This is a genomic window from Embleya sp. NPDC001921 (assembly GCF_053594475.1).
Map to the genome: position 1 here is coordinate 23,702 of NZ_JBSFEO010000072.1, position 15,927 is coordinate 39,628.

The 15,927-nt window shown below is 69.9% G+C and carries 17 protein-coding genes and 2 pseudogenes; 5 read left to right on the forward strand and 14 right to left on the reverse strand.

The annotated features are described in order from the left end of the window. Window positions 1-58 precede the first annotated feature (58 nt). The gene (locus ACWCPW_RS47345) at window positions 59-1,066 is read left to right on the forward strand and encodes a zinc-binding dehydrogenase (protein ID WP_449767845.1); all 1,008 of its coding nucleotides are present in this window, start codon (window positions 59-61) and stop codon (window positions 1,064-1,066) included. Between the two features lie 436 nt (window positions 1,067-1,502). Here the strand turns inward: ACWCPW_RS47345 and ACWCPW_RS47350 are convergent, their stop codons facing one another. The 6 genes from ACWCPW_RS47350 to ACWCPW_RS47375 form a co-directional block, all read right to left on the reverse strand. Beyond that, a complete protein-coding gene (locus ACWCPW_RS47350; protein WP_449767846.1) occupies window positions 1,503-1,964 on the reverse strand; it encodes a hypothetical protein in 462 nt (153 codons plus the stop codon). Between the two features lie 183 nt (window positions 1,965-2,147). Beyond that, window positions 2,148-2,570, reverse strand: coding sequence for a DUF6463 family protein (locus ACWCPW_RS47355; protein WP_449767847.1), 423 nt, complete (start codon window positions 2,568-2,570; stop codon window positions 2,148-2,150). A 177-nt stretch (window positions 2,571-2,747) separates the two neighbouring features. Then, complete coding sequence (locus ACWCPW_RS47360) at window positions 2,748-3,233, reverse strand: hypothetical protein (protein WP_449767848.1); 486 nt, start codon at window positions 3,231-3,233, stop codon at window positions 2,748-2,750. Window positions 3,234-3,332: 99 nt separating this feature from the next. Then, complete coding sequence (locus ACWCPW_RS47365; RefSeq protein ID WP_449767849.1) at window positions 3,333-3,512, reverse strand: hypothetical protein; 180 nt, start codon at window positions 3,510-3,512, stop codon at window positions 3,333-3,335. Window positions 3,513-4,270: 758 nt separating this feature from the next. Next, window positions 4,271-4,813 carry a TetR/AcrR family transcriptional regulator gene (locus tag ACWCPW_RS47370; RefSeq protein WP_449767850.1) on the reverse strand — a complete coding sequence of 181 codons (543 nt, stop codon included), beginning with the start codon at window positions 4,811-4,813 and terminating at the stop codon, window positions 4,271-4,273. 1,218 nt (window positions 4,814-6,031) lie between these two features. Continuing rightward, a complete protein-coding gene (locus ACWCPW_RS47375) occupies window positions 6,032-7,114 on the reverse strand; it encodes a Mu transposase C-terminal domain-containing protein (protein WP_449767851.1) in 1,083 nt (360 codons plus the stop codon). Between the two features lie 598 nt (window positions 7,115-7,712). Here ACWCPW_RS47375 and ACWCPW_RS47380 point away from each other — a divergent pair. Next, on the forward strand, window positions 7,713-8,543 hold the full coding sequence (locus ACWCPW_RS47380; RefSeq protein WP_449767852.1) for a leucine-rich repeat domain-containing protein: 831 nt from the start codon (window positions 7,713-7,715) through the stop codon (window positions 8,541-8,543). A 637-nt stretch (window positions 8,544-9,180) separates the two neighbouring features. Here the strand turns inward: ACWCPW_RS47380 and ACWCPW_RS47385 are convergent. Continuing rightward, window positions 9,181-9,417 carry a hypothetical protein gene (locus ACWCPW_RS47385; RefSeq protein ID WP_449767853.1) on the reverse strand — a complete coding sequence of 79 codons (237 nt, stop codon included), beginning with the start codon at window positions 9,415-9,417 and terminating at the stop codon, window positions 9,181-9,183. A gap of 24 nt (window positions 9,418-9,441) precedes the next feature. Here ACWCPW_RS47385 and ACWCPW_RS47390 point away from each other — a divergent pair, with 24 nt between their 5' ends. Then, window positions 9,442-9,876 (forward strand): hypothetical protein, encoded by a 435-nt coding sequence (locus ACWCPW_RS47390; RefSeq protein ID WP_449767854.1) that lies wholly within the window; start codon window positions 9,442-9,444, stop codon window positions 9,874-9,876. A 323-nt stretch (window positions 9,877-10,199) separates the two neighbouring features. Further along, entirely contained in the window at window positions 10,200-10,538 is a 339-nt protein-coding gene (locus ACWCPW_RS47395; RefSeq protein WP_449767855.1) for a hypothetical protein, read from the forward strand. A 270-nt stretch (window positions 10,539-10,808) separates the two neighbouring features. On the opposite strand, the gene ACWCPW_RS47400 is transcribed toward ACWCPW_RS47395, so the two are convergent. The 3 genes from ACWCPW_RS47400 to ACWCPW_RS47410 all read right to left on the reverse strand — a co-directional run bounded on the left by ACWCPW_RS47400 (window position 10,809) and on the right by ACWCPW_RS47410 (window position 12,865). After that, a complete protein-coding gene (locus ACWCPW_RS47400; RefSeq protein WP_449767856.1) occupies window positions 10,809-11,204 on the reverse strand; it encodes an SRPBCC family protein in 396 nt (131 codons plus the stop codon). A gap of 5 nt (window positions 11,205-11,209) precedes the next feature. Continuing rightward, window positions 11,210-11,812: a CGNR zinc finger domain-containing protein gene (locus ACWCPW_RS47405; RefSeq protein WP_449767857.1), complete on the reverse strand. Its 603-nt coding sequence runs from the start codon at window positions 11,810-11,812 to the stop codon at window positions 11,210-11,212. A 522-nt stretch (window positions 11,813-12,334) separates the two neighbouring features. Beyond that, a complete protein-coding gene (locus ACWCPW_RS47410) occupies window positions 12,335-12,865 on the reverse strand; it encodes a hypothetical protein (protein ID WP_449767858.1) in 531 nt (176 codons plus the stop codon). Window positions 12,866-13,265: 400 nt separating this feature from the next. Between ACWCPW_RS47410 and ACWCPW_RS47415 the strand changes: the two genes are divergently transcribed. After that, a complete protein-coding gene (locus ACWCPW_RS47415) occupies window positions 13,266-13,643 on the forward strand; it encodes a hypothetical protein (protein ID WP_449767859.1) in 378 nt (125 codons plus the stop codon). A 276-nt stretch (window positions 13,644-13,919) separates the two neighbouring features. Here the strand turns inward: ACWCPW_RS47415 and ACWCPW_RS47420 are convergent, their stop codons facing one another. The 4 genes and pseudogenes from ACWCPW_RS47420 to ACWCPW_RS47435 form a co-directional block, all read right to left on the reverse strand. Further along, window positions 13,920-14,090 carry a helicase associated domain-containing protein gene (locus tag ACWCPW_RS47420; RefSeq protein WP_449767862.1) on the reverse strand — a complete coding sequence of 57 codons (171 nt, stop codon included), beginning with the start codon at window positions 14,088-14,090 and terminating at the stop codon, window positions 13,920-13,922. 176 nt (window positions 14,091-14,266) lie between these two features. Beyond that, window positions 14,267-14,662, reverse strand: a complete 396-nt coding sequence (locus ACWCPW_RS47425; RefSeq protein ID WP_449767863.1) for a hypothetical protein — start codon at window positions 14,660-14,662, stop codon at window positions 14,267-14,269. A gap of 136 nt (window positions 14,663-14,798) precedes the next feature. Then, a pseudogene (locus ACWCPW_RS47430) lies at window positions 14,799-14,924 on the reverse strand (ATP/GTP-binding protein); the annotation flags it as partial. Window positions 14,925-15,342: 418 nt separating this feature from the next. Continuing rightward, a pseudogene (locus ACWCPW_RS47435) lies at window positions 15,343-15,927 on the reverse strand (transposase); the annotation flags it as partial.

The window sequence follows — 15,927 nt, forward strand, 5'->3', positions numbered from 1 at the left end:
GTGATCGTAACGCACATACATATTGACGATTCGCAATACGTCGATCTAAGGTCGCCGCATGCCGACTTCGATGCGTGTGATGGAACTCGTCCGCTTCGGTGACGCGGACACCGCGTTCGCCACCAGAGAACTGCCCAGGCCCACTCCCGGACCCGGCCAGGTGCTGGTGCGCGTGCTGGCCACGTCCGTGAACCCGCTCGACCTGCAGACCCGGCGCGGCGACTACCGCGACCAGGTGGCGCTGCCCGCGGTGATCGGCAACGACGTGTCCGGCGTGGTGGTCGCCACCGGCCCCGGGGCAGGCGACTTCCGGCCGGGCGACGAGGTCTGGTACCTGGCGCCGATATTCGCCGGACAGGGAACCTACGCCGAGTTCCACGTGGTCGACCAGGCCCTGGTAGCCCGCAAGCCCGCACGGTTGTCGCACGTTGAGGCCGCAGCTCTCGCGCTCGTGGGCGTGACGGTATGGGAGGCGCTGGTCGAACGCGCCGGGGTGCGGGCCGGGGAACGGGTCCTGGTGCACGGCGGAGCGGGCGGGGTCGGCTCGGTCGCCGTCCAGGTCGCCGCCGCGCTGGGAGCCGAGGTGGTGACCACCGCGCGGGCAAGGGACCACGAGTTCGTCACCGGACTGGGAGCCGACCTCGCGATCGACTTCTCGGCCGGCGACTACGCGCCGCGGGTCCGCGCGCTGGGTGGTGTGGACGTGGTGCTGGACACGGTGGGCGGGGACACCCTCGCCCGCAGCCCGGAGGTCCTCGCCGACCGAGGCCGCGTGGTGTCCATCGTGGACATCCCCGAACCCCAGAACCTGCTCGCCGCGTGGGGCGTGAACGCGACCTACCACTTCCTCTTCGTCAGCCCCGGCCGGGCGAAGCTCGAAGCCCTCGGTCGGCTGGTCGACCAGGGCGAACTCCGGCCGGTGATCGGCGCCGTGCTACCACTGGCCGACATCGCACAGGCCCACACGCTGCTGGAAGGCGGCCCTGCCGCCGAGGGCCGCAAACGCCCACGCGGCAAGATCGCCATCGCGGTCCACCCCCCGACGCCGGAGCCGGCCGCACGCTGACCCCCAACGCCCCACGGCCCGCGGCGAACGCCCCCGACACGAGCACCTTCCCCCGCTCCACGACGATCGTCTCCGGCACCACGGGACCGACCGCACCGCCGCGCCCCCGAGGCGTTCGCCGTCGTCCTCAGCCGATCGCGCGAGAGCAGCCAGGCGTGGGCGAAACACAACGCGTCGGCCCATGTCGCTGAGGCCGTGGCCGTCGTGGTCGGATTCGCCCACGTCCAGGCCGAGGAAGACTTGAATGTCGCCGGTGTCGAGCACCGCACCCCCCAGGATGACGTTCCGATCCCGGCCCCATGCCTGCGCACCGCCGGCGCGCGTCCACATATCGAGGCCGCGACCCTGTCCAGAGCACGGGACCCGACCACAGGTCCCACCACAAGGGCCAGGGCTGTCGCACCCGCGCCGCCGACAAGGAAACCGGTCGCCGCGATCACCGGCCCCGACTCGAGAGCGACGGCGAACTCGACGGCGCCGCCGCGCGGAAGGCGCGTGACGAGGCCGTGTGGACGGTCTTGTTCGCCAACTCGCGGGCGCAGTCGGTGTCGAGTTCGTACACGGGCATGAGGGGAACCCGGTCGGACTCGGGGCCCGGGGCTTCGCACAGGTCGGCGGACAGACGGTCGCGCAGGGAGGGAACCCGTGCCGCGATGCCGGTCTCGGGCTTCCCAGCCGAGCAGGGCACCGAGTTTCCAGGCACCGCGAACAAGAACCGGACCGGCCCGGTCTGTTTCGCGAGTCCGCCGGCCGCGCGCATCGCGGCGAGCATGGTGGGAAAGACGCCCGGTCCGGCTCCGGGCGTGCGGAACGCCCACACGTCCTCCACCCGGAAGTCGCGGGTGAGTTCGTGGATGCGCCATGGCTGATCGGTATACGCGGCGTCGGGAAGCTTCATCGGCAAGACATCCTCGAGCGCCCGGACACCGCATATCAAAACGTGACGCAAGCGGCTGGCATCGCCGTCTCCGTTCATATATACGGTAGCGTATAAGACGAGGATGGTCCGGTTATACGGTTGCGTACTCCCGGGGTGAAGTGAGGTGGAGTACATGGCGCATGGCGCTGCCGCGCGAGATGTTCAGCACCTTCCGCTCCGACCCGGACGAGCTGCTGGAACCGGACCGGATCGCCGAGACGCCGCCAGCGCCAGGATGCCTATCCCGGCAACGAGCCAGCCGCCCGTCACCGGGAACTCCACGACCGACAAGAGCACTCCGCTCGCCATCAGATACCACCCGATCTGCACGGGGAGGCGACCGGTGGTGCGCAGGCAGTGCCGACCGAGCGTGCCCAACGCCAGCAGGAGAATCCCTGCCACAGAGAACCACAGCGTGGATTCCCGCTGGTGATAGTCCACCGAATCATGGTCGTCGGCAGTTGCCAGAAGGCCGTCGCGAACCATCTGCGGCCAAACGTAATCGTCCACGGCCAGCGCGTACGCGAAATGAACAACCGCCAGTCCAACCGTCAATCGCGGCACCCACGCCACAAGTCTCGTCATGAGTTCACCTTCGCCTTCGCCTCCGAGCCGTGAATAATCGAGGAAATACCATACTGCCTACAATGTCCGTGATTTCGAACGGATTGGCAGTGGCAGGTCCGTACAAAACTTCTCGCCCGGCGTCAACGCCCCGCCCGCAGGTCGATCCCCGCTGCGACGCCGGTTTCCCTTGAGATGTCAGGCCGCTCGGGCAGCGTCGCGTTCCGCGAGACTCCTCAGTCGCTCGAGTTGCCGACGCATCATGACTGCATCGCCGGCGCTCAGAATGGCAGCCCTGCACCGCGCTGCCGTTCCATGCGCGGCCGCGACGATCCTGACGACGATGCGGCTCCCTTCGGCGGCGTGCTCCACGCGGTAGGTAACCGCGAGATCCCCATAGAGGCGTCGTTTCGACGCAGGAATCACGCCGGTGATGTGCCTGTCTCGTTCGAACTCGGCGATCTCGAAGACCATGAACGGTCCGCCGCGCGCGAGGTGGTCCGCGCCGGGCGTCAACTCGTCGCTGCCGCGGTCTCCGTAGCTGTACGCGGCCGTCGTGAGTTGGCACAGGCGGCGGAACGTCACCGCGGGTGGGGCAGCAACGGCTACGGCACGGTGGTACCGACGAGTTGGCGGCCGCACGTAGGCGTCGCAGGGGAATTCGTCGCGGGCTGCGGCTTCCATGAACTACCTCCTCCGTCATCCATACCATACCAGATGGTATGCCAGCGTGCTGATCGCTTCCTGTCGCACGGGGGAAACAGCCCAATCCGTGAAGCGCGGTCAGCGGGGCGGGAACACGAAGACGTCGCCGGTGGTCTTGGCCGGGATGCCCCAACCGTTGTCGGTGAACACGGGCGCTTCGGGAGCTTTGTCACTGAGCAGCTCGTGGGTCGCCAGGTCCACAGCCACGGTCGCGCCGCCGAGATCGGCGTACGGCACGCCGGAAGGTGAGATCGCCACGGGTGACAACTGGCGGTCCCGCGGCGTGCGTTGCCCTAGGGGTGCTCCCATGTCCGTGTTCCAGGCCAGTGCACCAATCGGCGGCTACACCCCCGACTTCATGCCCCCGGCACGCAGGCCGGCGCGGTACCCGACCTCACCGCCGAACTCCACCGGATCGCCACCACACCCGCGCCGACCATCGCCCAGGCAGATGCACAAGCTGCTGAAACCGTCGATCGCGGCAGGCGACCCCCGCAGGCGGTCCGCACTCACCACCGTCCGGCGCCATCTCGAACGCGGAGAAGGTGAGTTCGCCCACCGCGTCGCGGGCGAGATGGAGGCGTTCCGGAACGCTTGTCCGGCCCCGTCGTGGACCGAGATCCGTTCTCGCCCCGAGGCCGACCCGGACCACCGTGCCCTACTCGCGTCGACCGCCGGACTCAGGGCCGCGCTCGACTCCCTGCACGCGGGCATCCGCCACCGGTCCGGCGCCGTGAACATCACGCACACGCGCACCCTCGACGTGCCCGACGTCGAGGGCATCGTCCTGCTCCCGTCACCGCTCGCGCAGAGATGGCTCGTCAGCGTCGACCCGTGGCGCCGGCGCCTGGCGTACCTCATCCACCCCGCGCGTCAACACGCTCACGCGGACCGGGCGGTGAACGCATCCGCGGCCCCGCCGGGGGACGTCGTCGGGAAGTCAAGGATAAAATCCGTATCCATCAACGACTCATCGGAACCGCGTCTACATCACCGGAGGTACCGCCGCATTCCGGTCAGGAATCCTCTTCGACGACGTCGCGAAGCACCTGCTTGTACACAGCTCGTAGGTCCTCGCCGACCACCGGCGGCATGATGTGCGTAGCCCCCACGCGGAGCAGATAGAGGAGGCGGCCCATCGTCTTGGCCTGCTCCGCGTCGCCGCTGTACTCGAGCCATACGGCTTCCAGATAGTCGAGGCGGGCACGATCCACCCGTGCCTGTGTTTCCGCGACCTCCGGGTCCTGCAGTGCCCAAGCCCTGATGGCGGCTTCCGGGTCCGAACGCGGTTCCGTGACGACGCGTTCCAAAAGGCGCCGGAGCTTCTCCGGGGCGGGAGGGCCACCCAGTTCGGCCTGTTCGATGTAGCGCGCGGTCAGCTGTTCCTCGTAATACTTCATGAGGGCCGTCTTGAATGCCGGCATACCCTTGAAATGATGATAGAAGGAACCCTTTGTAAGCCCCATTTCTGCCATCAGGGTTTCCAATGTCATTTCCCTGGCGCCCGATCTCGCCAGGATATTCAGTCCCGCTTCCAGCCAATCCTGTCGGCTTGCCACGCGTTCGATCCACCTTTGCTGTGCATAAAGGAAGGCGTCTTCCCCGACGGTACCATGGGGTATGTATCCCGTACTTCCGTAGAATTGCACCGATACCACCGTGCCGTCCGGTTGCACATCGGGAGCAAGCGTCCGACACCGGTTCCGATTCGGTGAACAAGGCGTCCCGGCTCGCCGGCCGCCACGAACCCGCTGAGTTTCTGAGCGTGGGGGCGCCTCTATGTCTTTCGTCAACCGAGATCGGGTCGCGCTGCGACCGGTTCGGCCGGTCGGGATTCGTAGAAGGTTCCCTCTCTGAGCATGGCGAACAGGACGTTGATGCGTTGTCGGGCGAGGCGGAGGAGGGCTTGGGTGTGTGCTTTGCCGCAGGCTCTGCGGTTTCCACGCCGGCGATCAACTCTTTGAACGGTTCGCGTGTGCCGAGCCGTGCGGGGAGCGCACCGCACTCGACCAACGAGGCCCGTCCGGCGAGTTGCGCGCCGCGTACACCCCCGAACAACGGTGTGGCGGTCACGTCGATGCCCGCGTACACGAATGTCGCCCCGATGCGTTCGGTGAGGTCTTTCAGCAGGTCGACGGTTTCGGCGCCGGTGGTGGTGCGGGGTCGAGGACGGCGGGTTCTCGTCGATGGGGACGAGGTGGACGCCGGCCCGGTGGTAGGTGTGGCACACGGCTTCGGTGATCTGGGCCTGCGCCATCCGGGCCTAGGCGGGGATGCCGAGGTAGCGGGCGAATTCGGCGGCAAAAACCTTCGCGGTCGCGCCGGGCGGTACGAGGACGTACGCCACCGGCACGCGGCCCTTCACCCCTCCACCCCCTGCGCCGCGTCGGGCGGTCTCCGCGAGGTGGCAGGCGCGCCCGACGCGGGTGCAGGGCGGTGGTCTTGCCCGCGGCGGCGGGCCCGCCGGCGATCAACGCCGGTCGGGCGGTGGTCCGTTGCCGGCGGCTCCGGGCCCGGGAGCATCGGCGTGCGGACGTTCGTGGCGAGGGTGGTCGATGGTCGGGGTGCGGACGGTCACGAACGCGGAGTGACAGGCCAGGCGTTCTTCCCGGCCGCGTGGCGGCGCGTCGGGCCCGGGCGGTACCGGGGGCGGTGCGGCCGCGAAGTCCTGCCGGCCCTGCCAGATGGTCACCGGCCGGCGTCCCGTCGTGTCGGTATCGATGTGTACCCACGTGTTGCCTCTGTCGTCGCCCGACTGTTCACCGGGGCTCACCATTTCAGGGCCTCCTCGTGGTCGTCGTAGAGCCCGTACCCCGGGTACGGCGGTGCGGGGGAGTCGGGGTCGTCTTCGTCGGCATCCGGACTTGGGAGCGGTGACTCGTCGAGGCCGTCGTCGAGTTCGTCGAGACCGTCCTCGCCTGTCCCCGGGACGCTGTCGCCGAGGTCCTGCCCCCGCCCTTCGTGCACGGGGCGTCCCGGCGGGGGGATCCGGTGGGTGTGCCGCGGACGAGGAGGCGTTGTTCGGTGCGGGTGCCGTGTCCGGCGCGGGCACGGCGCATGAGCCGGTCGAGGGCTTCCGCGAGGTTCGCCTCGTGGGTGTCGGCGTCGGTATGAGGGGCGACCGTGGCACGCAGGTATTGCCAGGTGCGTTCGTCGAACGGGTGGTGGGTGTGGTCGCGGCGCATCCACGGGATCTCCGTCAACTCGCCGTCGGGCAGGCGGACCCACACCTGGCGGCCGTCGTGGGGGTTGTGGTGGACCTCCCATTTCCCGCCTCGGGCGACGATCCCGGAGGACTGCCCGCGAAGCGGGCCCAGGACTTCGTGGTCGTAGGTGCGGTGGTCGATGCGGATCCCGCGTTCGGTGACGGCCTGCCATCGCACCGGCAGCAGCTCGAGGTGGTCGCCGCCGGTCAGCGGTACCGGTACGTACCCGGCGACCGCGACGAGCGCGGCCCACATCCGGTTCGGTGTCAACGCGACCCTCGGCATCACCGGATGTCGCAGCCCTTCGTGGGGACGCTGATGCCAGTGCACCAACCACTCGTCGAGCAGGTCCTGGAGTTGGGCGACGCTGAGGCACGCCTCACGCTCGGCGTTCCTGCCGCGTCGGGTGACGTCGGAGCCGGTGTATCCCGGGAGGTGTCGGCAGAACTGGGAGTTGATCGATCCGAAGGTGTGCTCGACGATGCCTTTGGCCGTCGGCGCGAACGGCGGGGCGGGCTGCACGCCGATCCCGAGCGTTTCGCACGCGGCGGTGAACACCCTCGACAGGAAGACCTTCCCCCGGTCCACGACGATGGTCTCCGGTACGACGACCGGCCGGGCGGCAGCGCCCCTGAGGTGTTCGTCCAACGTCATCAGCCGATCGCGGGCGAACAACCGGGCGCGGCGAAGCGCAGCACGTCGGGCCATGTCGGCCGGGCGGGATGGGGGACGGCCGTCTTCGCGGGCGACAGCGCCGCGTCCACCGCCCTGGTTTCGCCCGGCTACGGCACCGCCGCCGGGATTGCTCTGGCCCACCGTTCCGTTCCCTTGACACTTTGGCTGTCCACGATCCCGGAGCCTGGGGTCGAATCACGGCCCCGACCGGCGCGTTCCCGCTCCCGGAGCGCGCCCGGGATCGCCTCCGATCGTCCCTCGGTCCGCCACCTGCGCCAGTAGCGGCAGACCGTCCGGTACGGCCGGAAGTCGTGCCGAGGCAGGCGCCATGCGCAGCAGCCCGAAGCCGATACGAGAGCGCGTTGAGGATCTCGCGCCGGGGATGCCTAGTCGACCTCCCGGCCTCGGCGGCGGCACGAGAGGGGCGAGGACCTCCCATTCCACATCGGACGGATCCGTCTCGTACACAGCGCGTGGCCCGCATCCCCCGAGACAGGCGACTACCAAGTCGGCTTCCCTGAACGACCCTTCCGGACCCCCTCTACGTCTCTCCGGCCGTGACGTCTACTGTGAGCCGATGAGTGAGGACTCGAAGCCGCAGGTGTTTCCCAACCGGTGGGCCGATGCCACCGGGCCCGGCGATCAGGGTCCGGCGCGCGAGAGATGCGGGTGTATCGAATACGTCTCCCGGACACAGTCGCCGGCCCGCTTCCATCCGGAACGTCAGGACACCACCGCACCGGGATGGATCCGCCTTCTCGAACTGATCGAAGAGGCCGCGGCCGACGGACGGGAGGTCTTCAAGCCGCTGGTGGAACTCACCGCGGAGCAGCGGCGCCAGGTCGTTACGCTCCCGGCGACCATCGCCGAACTCACCTCGGTGAAACACCTCGTGCTGTACGGAAGCAACCTGGTGCGTATCCCGCCCGAGATCGGTGCGATGACGAGCCTCGAGGAGTTCACCCCGTACACCTCATACCGCCTGCACTGGTTCCCGTACGAGATCACCCGGTGCCTCAATCTTCGGCGCAGCACGGTCAGCTCCCGTGCCGTCTACGGCAACTACAAGCAGCGGCCGCCGTTTCCGCCGCTCCGGGCTGCGGCAACCGGTGATCGGGCCGTGGACCTCGACGACGTCGACCCCGGGGTGTGGGGCGCCACTGCGATCCGCACGTGCAGCGTCTGCGACGAGCGTGTCCACGGTGCGAACCTGCGCCAGGTGTGGATCTCACTGTGGACATCCGGCGCCGACGTGCTGCCCTTGCTGGTCAACGCCTGTTCGACGGCCTGTGTCGATGCGCTGCCCGCACCGACCGAGGGCTACGTCCCGACGCCGCACACCGGCGGGCCGGACATCGGCCAGCCGCCGGCAAGTTTCTCCCCACCCCGGCTGAAGCATAGCGAATAGCGTCCGGTCGTTGGCGTCGCCGGCAACGTGCTCGATCCCGTCCGCACTTGCATGTGTGCTCGCTGCCACCAACCACCCGTGCCACAGGACGTGGAAGTCGATACCCGGCTGGCCACCGCAGGTTCGCCGCCGACACCCGATCCGGCGGCCCCAACCGCCGATAGACCCAGCCGACCCGCGTACACGCCCCGGCCATCACCGCCGCGGCCTGCAGCGCCCGCACCCCGCCCGCACCGGGCGAGCCCGGGCAATCGGCCGGCCGCGCGGGCCGTCCCCGTGGCGGGCGAAGAGCTGCGGCACTCACGAGCGTGTCCGTCCGTCCACCGCGTCGCGCCACAGCAGCCGTCCCGTCAAGCCCACCACCCGCGAATCACGGCCTGCATCACCAACCGCCCACGTATCGCGTTCGACCCCGAGGACACGTGCCGCCCGCGGTCGACGATCACTACGATCCCGGCCCGCCACCGTCCCGACACGACCCGGAACGTCGTCACCGGATCCGGGCTCCGAACGCCACCGCCGATGGTGCGTTCGCTGTCCGTCGTGTCGTCCGGGGCGGCTCCCGAGTCTCGGCCGGACCTGCGGCGTTCCCTCGCCCCGTGCCGGTGTGTACCGGCCGAGGAGAGGGTCACTCGGTTCAGTCGGTGAGTTCGAGGTCGACGCGCAGTGCGGCGGACACACGGGTCATGACGGCGGGGTCGGCGGTTCCCAGGAACGTACCCGAGCGGATGCGCTTGTCGGTGAGGGCGACCAGGTCGACGGCGACGGCTGCGCCCGGCACGGGTTCGGCGATGGGTACGGTGACGACGGTGTCCGGGGCGCCGCCGGCCTCGGCCCGGGTTCCACTCGTTCGGGTGGGTCTCGCGTACCCCACCGCGGCTGTGGAGAGGATTGGTCCATGGCTGCCGTAGGTTCCGGTTTCGACGTTCCCGAGTACGACGCCCACGATCCGTCCCGGAGCGCCGGGGACTCGCCGTTTCGTGGGTGGCTGGTCGGCGATCTCGACAATCCCCAAGCCGAGTCCGACGACTACGACCCGGCCTGGCGCACCCGGGACACCCCGTTCCGGCGGTGGCTGGTCGCCGGGCTTATCGCGGCCGGCTCCGACCTCCCCGCCGAGGCCGTCTCCTGCTTTGCTCCGGCCGATCGCTACCGGGGTCTGAGCCGCGAGAACGCGGAGTTGTTCGCGGTCCTCACCGATACCACCGTCGTCAGGGTGCGGGCCGCGCACAAGGTCGACCTCCGGGACCGGGCGCGTGAGCGGGAGCTGCGGGACCACTCGGACCTGGCCGTCCTCGACGCCGGCCTGGACCGCATTCGAGATCACTCGTGAACCGGTCCTCGTCCGAGCGGGCGGGGCGACGACGGGCACCGGGCGCACGAGCCCGGTGCTCGTCGTCGTGCCGGGCGGGTGGGTCGCCGGCGCCGTGTCGGCGTGCCGGGCACGGTCGTGAGCGGTCATGACCCTGTCGCACCTGTCGCACCTGTTGCCCCCGTGCGCCCTCGCCGACTCCGTCGAGGACCCGCAGGACGTGCCGACGGCCGGGCAGCGGGCCGTGTCGGAGGCCGGGCGGGCCGTCGGGGAGCGGGCCGCGGTGTGGCTGCGGGGTATGGCGGCAGAGAAGGGCGGCAGAGAAGGGCGAGCGCCCGGAGTGGATGCGTGGGCAGGTCAGTCCGCTGCTCGATCTCGCCGACGGCGTTCGTGAGGCCCTCGGTGGTCTCGACCGCACCGACGGTGACACCCGCGCGTCCGGCGGGGAGTGGACCGAGGGCAACCACGGGGTGCCGCCCGAGGTGCACCGCCTCCTGGACGCCGGCCCCGTGATCCTCGACGGAGCGTTCGGCGGGAACCGGCTCACCGCGGTCCGCAACGCGGCGGTCGTGACCGTGGCGGCCTGCGCCGCCATGGCGCCACACACCCTCGCCCGGGGCGAGTACGAGCGGGACCTGCCTGTTCTGCTCGACACCATCGACCACGCCCTCACGACACCCTGAGCGCCTGTCTCCGAGGAGATCCGATCATGGCCGATTCACCCGCCCGCCGAGATTCGTGACCGGCACATCGCCGACCTGCGGGACGCGCTCGCGCGCGTGGTTCCTCTGCTCGCCTTCTCCGCCGGGCAACTGGCGGCCGGATGCGATATCGACCCGGCCTTCTCGAGGGCTTCATCGCCGAGACGGGACTGATCCTGGCCCGCCGTGGTCACCCCCAACCGAAATTCTCGGCAGCGGCGCCGATCTTTGGTTGGGGATCGCGTGCCGCCGTTACTGCCGGTCGAGGGCAGCAGCGACCCGGTCCATGATGAGCTGCCAGTGTGTTCGCTGTTGTTCGCGTTCTGGGGCGCTCGCCAGGCGCTCTTGGTGGAAGCGGAGCGTTGTCCGGGCCCTGTCGGCGGTGGGGGCGACGGCGACCTGGATCGTGGTGGTGCCGTGGGTGACCCGGATACGGTCCTGCGGGCGGTAGCCGCGCACCTCCCCGGCCGCGCCCGCGTCCGTCCGGTAGGGGGCGCCGCGCTCCGGGGCGAGGACCGCCCCGGGGCCGAGCCAGACGGCGATCCCCTCGGGGCTGCCGATGAAGTCCCAGACGACGGGCACCGGGTGGGGCAACGTGCGGGAGACGCCGATCTGCCAGCCGGCGTCCTTGGTCAGTCCTGTGGGCATCGTGGTCATCCTTCCTCGGAGTGACGGGCGCGCAGCGCCCTCACCTTGTGACGGTTGCCGCAGTGCTCCATGGAGCACCAGCGGCGGCTGCCGGGGCGTGAGGTGTCGACGTAGACGAGGTGGCAGTCCTCGGCGGCGCAGGTACGGATACGGTGCGCGAAGGGTCCGGTCAGCAACTCGACCGCGTCCCGGGCGACGGTGGCCGCCAGGTGCGTGCCGCCATGGGTTTCGGCCCACTGCCGCTTCCCGGTCGGTGCGATGGCGGGGGCCAGCGCCGGACGGGCTGCCGCCTCGTTGACGACCTCCAGGTCGCCGGGCGGGTACGGCTCGCCGCGTGTGTGGGCGACGATCACCCGCAACAGTGCGTCGCGCAGCCTTCGCAGGTCGGCCACCTGGGCTTCGGAGACCTCCAACACGGGCGTCGGCGTCAGCCGCGACCGCTGCGCCCAGGCGGCCACGTCCGCGGGCTCGTGCAACACCTCGTATCGGCGGTAGGGGCCGGGACCGCCGGTGACCAACAGCTCCAGACACAGCGCGCCGGGGTCGAACCGGTAGGCAACGCCGGTATGGGAACGCAGGGTCAAACCCTTGGTCGCGAAGGAATCCATGTAACCATTATAACTGGTTACACGGCATTGAGCCGGAAGTCGGTCATCGACGGCACAAACGCGTCCGCCCTCGCGGACTTCTGGGCGGAGGCCCTGGAATACGAGGTGCAAGACCCCGGCTCTCTCATCGAACAGCCGTTGGCCGCCGGCCACATCGGCGAAGAGGCGGTCATCGAGCATCACGGCCGCAAGACCTTCCGCGGCTACGCCGCGATCGCCCACCCCGAGGACCCGTTCGACGAAATCAACGGCGTCGGCCGCGTCCGAAGGCCCTGGCCCGCGCCCGCACGCGCCTGCCGTGGATCGGCGACTGCGCCTGTTCGTTCACCGTCGACACCGCCCGGGACCGGCGGGCCGACGTCAGTGGCGATCACGCCCCGTTCGGCCGACGAGTACACGAACGGCAGGCGGTTGGGCGGACCTCGGGGGGGCTGCGGTACGGGCCGTCGACCGCGATCGCCCGCCACCGGCGCCGGTGTCCGCGTGCACCGGGCCGGCGGCTCGTGTCGCGCCGAAGGGCGTTCAGGTCTGCCCGGATGTCGGGGGAGTGGCATCCCGGCCCAGGGCGTCGATGGCGGCGGCGTGCAGGTCCTTCAGACGTGCCAGGTGCGCGCTGCGGGGTTCACCGGTGAAGGCGGCCAGGCGTCGGTAGCCGTCGGCGTCCGAGTTCACGAAGATGTCGGTGGTTCTTTGTACCGATTCCTCCGTGACCGTCGTCGAACTGCCGATGCCGACCTCGGTCCAGCGGTAGGGGGTCGACGTGCCGTTGTGGGTGTGGACGACGCCGTGGGTGAAGCAGTACAGGTGGGGCACGTCCGCTCCGGCACGACCTTCGTACCGGAGGAACCCGTAGACGCCGATCCAACCGGCCGCCATGGCGGAGAAGATCCACACGAAGGCCGACCCGTCGTGTTCCGCCGCGGCGGGAACGGCGGTGAACGCGGCGAAGGCCAAGGGCAGGTTTCGACCGTCCAGGCCGGGACGTGCCAGGCACTGGTATCGGCCGAGCCCGTGCGCGGCCCCGACCGCCTTCGCATCCTCGCGCACGCCCATGGGTCCTCCCTCGCCAGGACGAGACGAATGTTTCGTCGATAGGCCCAAGAATGCCGTGCGGAAACCCTTCCAGGCAGGTGTATCACCCGCCCGGAAGGGTGAGTTCGTCGTGGCCGGCGGATACACGGCGGGCGGTGGCGGCGGTGGCCGCGGGGCGCCGTCGAGGGGCGAATCCGAAGGGAGGGTGTCCGTCTCGGCACCGGCCAGGTGTCCGAAGGGACTTCGCCGGCCCTGCGGCGGGACTGCGTCAATTCTTCGCGTACAGAGGGGATTCCACGGCCCGACCCTCCCCCCGGCCCGGCAGCGCACCCTGTACCGGCGGTGGACCACCCACCACATCCACCCGCACGAGGCCTTCATCGGCCTCGCCGCCCTGCTCCACGCAGCGACCATCACCGAGTTGCGCCTGCTCACCGACACCGGAATCGACCCCCACCGCCAGAGCGCCCGGTTCCCCGGCAGATCAGTGGCCCTCCCACTCGACGAGGCGACCTGGACGGCACTGCAACGCTGCCAGGATCACCGACACCGACTCGACACAAACAACCCCCACCTCCTCGTCACCCGACTCACCCGCACCCACCGCGGCCCCGCCGGTGCCGCCCACATCCGCGACACCCTCGCCCCTGCCGGTTTCCCGCCCCGCGTCCTGCGCTCCACCCGGCTGCTCACCCTGGCAGACGGACTCGATGCCAAGATCCTCACCACATCACTGGGGATGTCCTCCGCGGGCGTCTCCCACCACCAACCCAACCCGCGCCTCACCAAACCGATATGACGAACCATCCGATACGGGCTACTGCGGACACATCCTTACGGCTGGCCGCATCCATGGCGCGCGAAGGCGCCCGACCGGAGGCCCGGAAGGAATCCGGGCCGCCCACAGAGCCGAAATGCTCACGCGCACTGAACCGCACCGGCCACACCACCGTCGACCGCGACACCCTCCGCCGGCCCTCCAGCCGCCTCGGCCAACCCGACACCAACCCACCCCCGACCTCACTGCGAACCTCACACCCACCGAACACGAACCCCCCGACCCGACGCCGCCCCTTCACCAGCGCATGCCGAGTCCGGTGAGCAGCCCCACCCGCTCCTCGCTCAACGAACTCCGCCGTGTGCGTTGGTTGTTGACCCACTTGCCCAACCGCACCTCGACGACCCCGCTGAGCCTGGGGGGTGGTTGGTTGGTGTGTGGGTGGTGGTGTGGGCTGGGGTGTTGCAGGTTGGATGAGAATGTTTTGTGGTCGTCCGGGTGAGGGCCGTGAGGGGTTTGGCCTGGGGGTGTCGTAGTTGTGGTGAGAACTCGCGGGTGTGTTGCACATACCTTCTCCGTCTAAAGGCCCGGATCGTGTTTGTGCTGGTCACAGGGTTTCGCGTGGTCGCGGATGGCGGATGTGTCTACCGCCCGCGGGTGTGTGGCCGGGTGGTGGGGTGGTGCCGGGTTTCGGCGGTGTGGTCGAGGCGGATCGCGTCGAGGCTGGTTTTGGTGATGCGTTCGGTGCCGTCGTCGATGGCGGTGATGGCGGCTTGGCGGATGAGGCGGGAGGGGGCTGCCGATCCGGCCGGCGGTGCGTTGGCGGGTGGTAGGCGGCGAGGCGGGGGAGTGTCCCGGTGCGGTGTGCGTTTCGGGTCGAGGGCGGCTTCCACTCCGGCGATCAACTCTTTGAACGGTTCGCGTGTGCCGAGCCGGGCGGGGAACGCTCCGCAGTTGACGAGGCAGGCGCGTCCGGCGAGTTGCGCCCCGCGTACACCCGCGAACAACGGTGTGGCGGTCACGTCGATGCCCGCGTACACGAACGTCGCCCCGATGCGTTCGGTGAGGTCTCTTCGACAGGTCCGCGGTTTCGGCGCCGGTGGTGGTGCGGGGGTTGAGGCGGTGGATCTCGTCGATGAGGACCAGGCGGACGCCGGCCCGGTTGTAGGTGTGGCACACCGCTTCGGTGATCTGGGCCTGTGTCATCCGGGCCCAGGCGGGGATGCCGAGGTAGCGGGCGAACTCGGCGGCGAGGGCCTTGGCGGTCGCGGCCGGTGGCACGAGGACGTACGCGACGGGCACGCGTGGGTGAGCCTGCTCGGGTGGCGCCGGGGTGCGGCGGGTGTGGGCGAGGTGGCAGGCACGCCCGACGCGGGTGTAGCGCGGTGGTCTTGCCCGCGGCGGCGGGGCCGCCGGCGATCAACGCCGGTCGGGCGGTGGTCTGTTGCTGGCGGCCCCGGGCCCGGGAGCGTCGGCGTGCGTATGTTCGTGGCGAGGGTGTCGATGGTCGGGGTGCGGACGGTCACGAACGCGCAGTGGTGGGCCAGGCGTTCCTCCCGGCCGCGTGGCGGCGCGTCGGGCTCGGGTGGCGTCGGGGGCGGTGTGGCCGCGAACTTCCGCCGGCCCTGCCAGGTGGTGACCGGCCGGGAGTGTTCCGTGGTGTCGGTATCGGTGTGTGCCCACGCGTTGCCTGTGTCGTCGCCCGACCGCTCACCGGGGCTCACCATTTCAGGGCTTCTTCCTGTGCGTCGTAGAGCCCGTATCCCGTGTACGGCGGGGCGGGGGAGTCGGGATCGTCTTCGTCGGCGTCCCATGCCGGCAATGGTGACTCGTCGGGGCCGTCGTCGAGTTCGTCGAGGCTGTCCTCGCCTTTCCCCGGGACGGTGTCGCCGGGGTCCTGCTCCCGCCGTTCGCGCGCGGAGCGTGCCGGCGGGGGAATCCGGGTGGGTGTGCCGCGGGCGAGGAGGTGTTGTTCGGTGCGGGTGGCGTGTCCGGCGCGGACGCGGCGCATGAGCTGGTCGAGGGCTTCGGCGAGGTTCGCCTCGTGGATGTCGGCGTCGGTGTGGTGGATGACGGTGGTGCGTAGGTATTGCCAGGTGCGTTCGTCGAACGGGTGGTGGGCGTGGTCGCGATGGATCCACGGGATCTCGGTGAGCCCGAGTTCGGGGAGGCGGATCCAGATCCGGCGGGCGTCGTGGGGGTTGATGTGGACCTCCCACTTCCCGTCCCGGGCGGCGATCGGGGAGGCCTGGCCCCGGTACGGGCCCAGCACCTCGTGGTCGTAGGTGCGGTGGTGGAGGCGGAT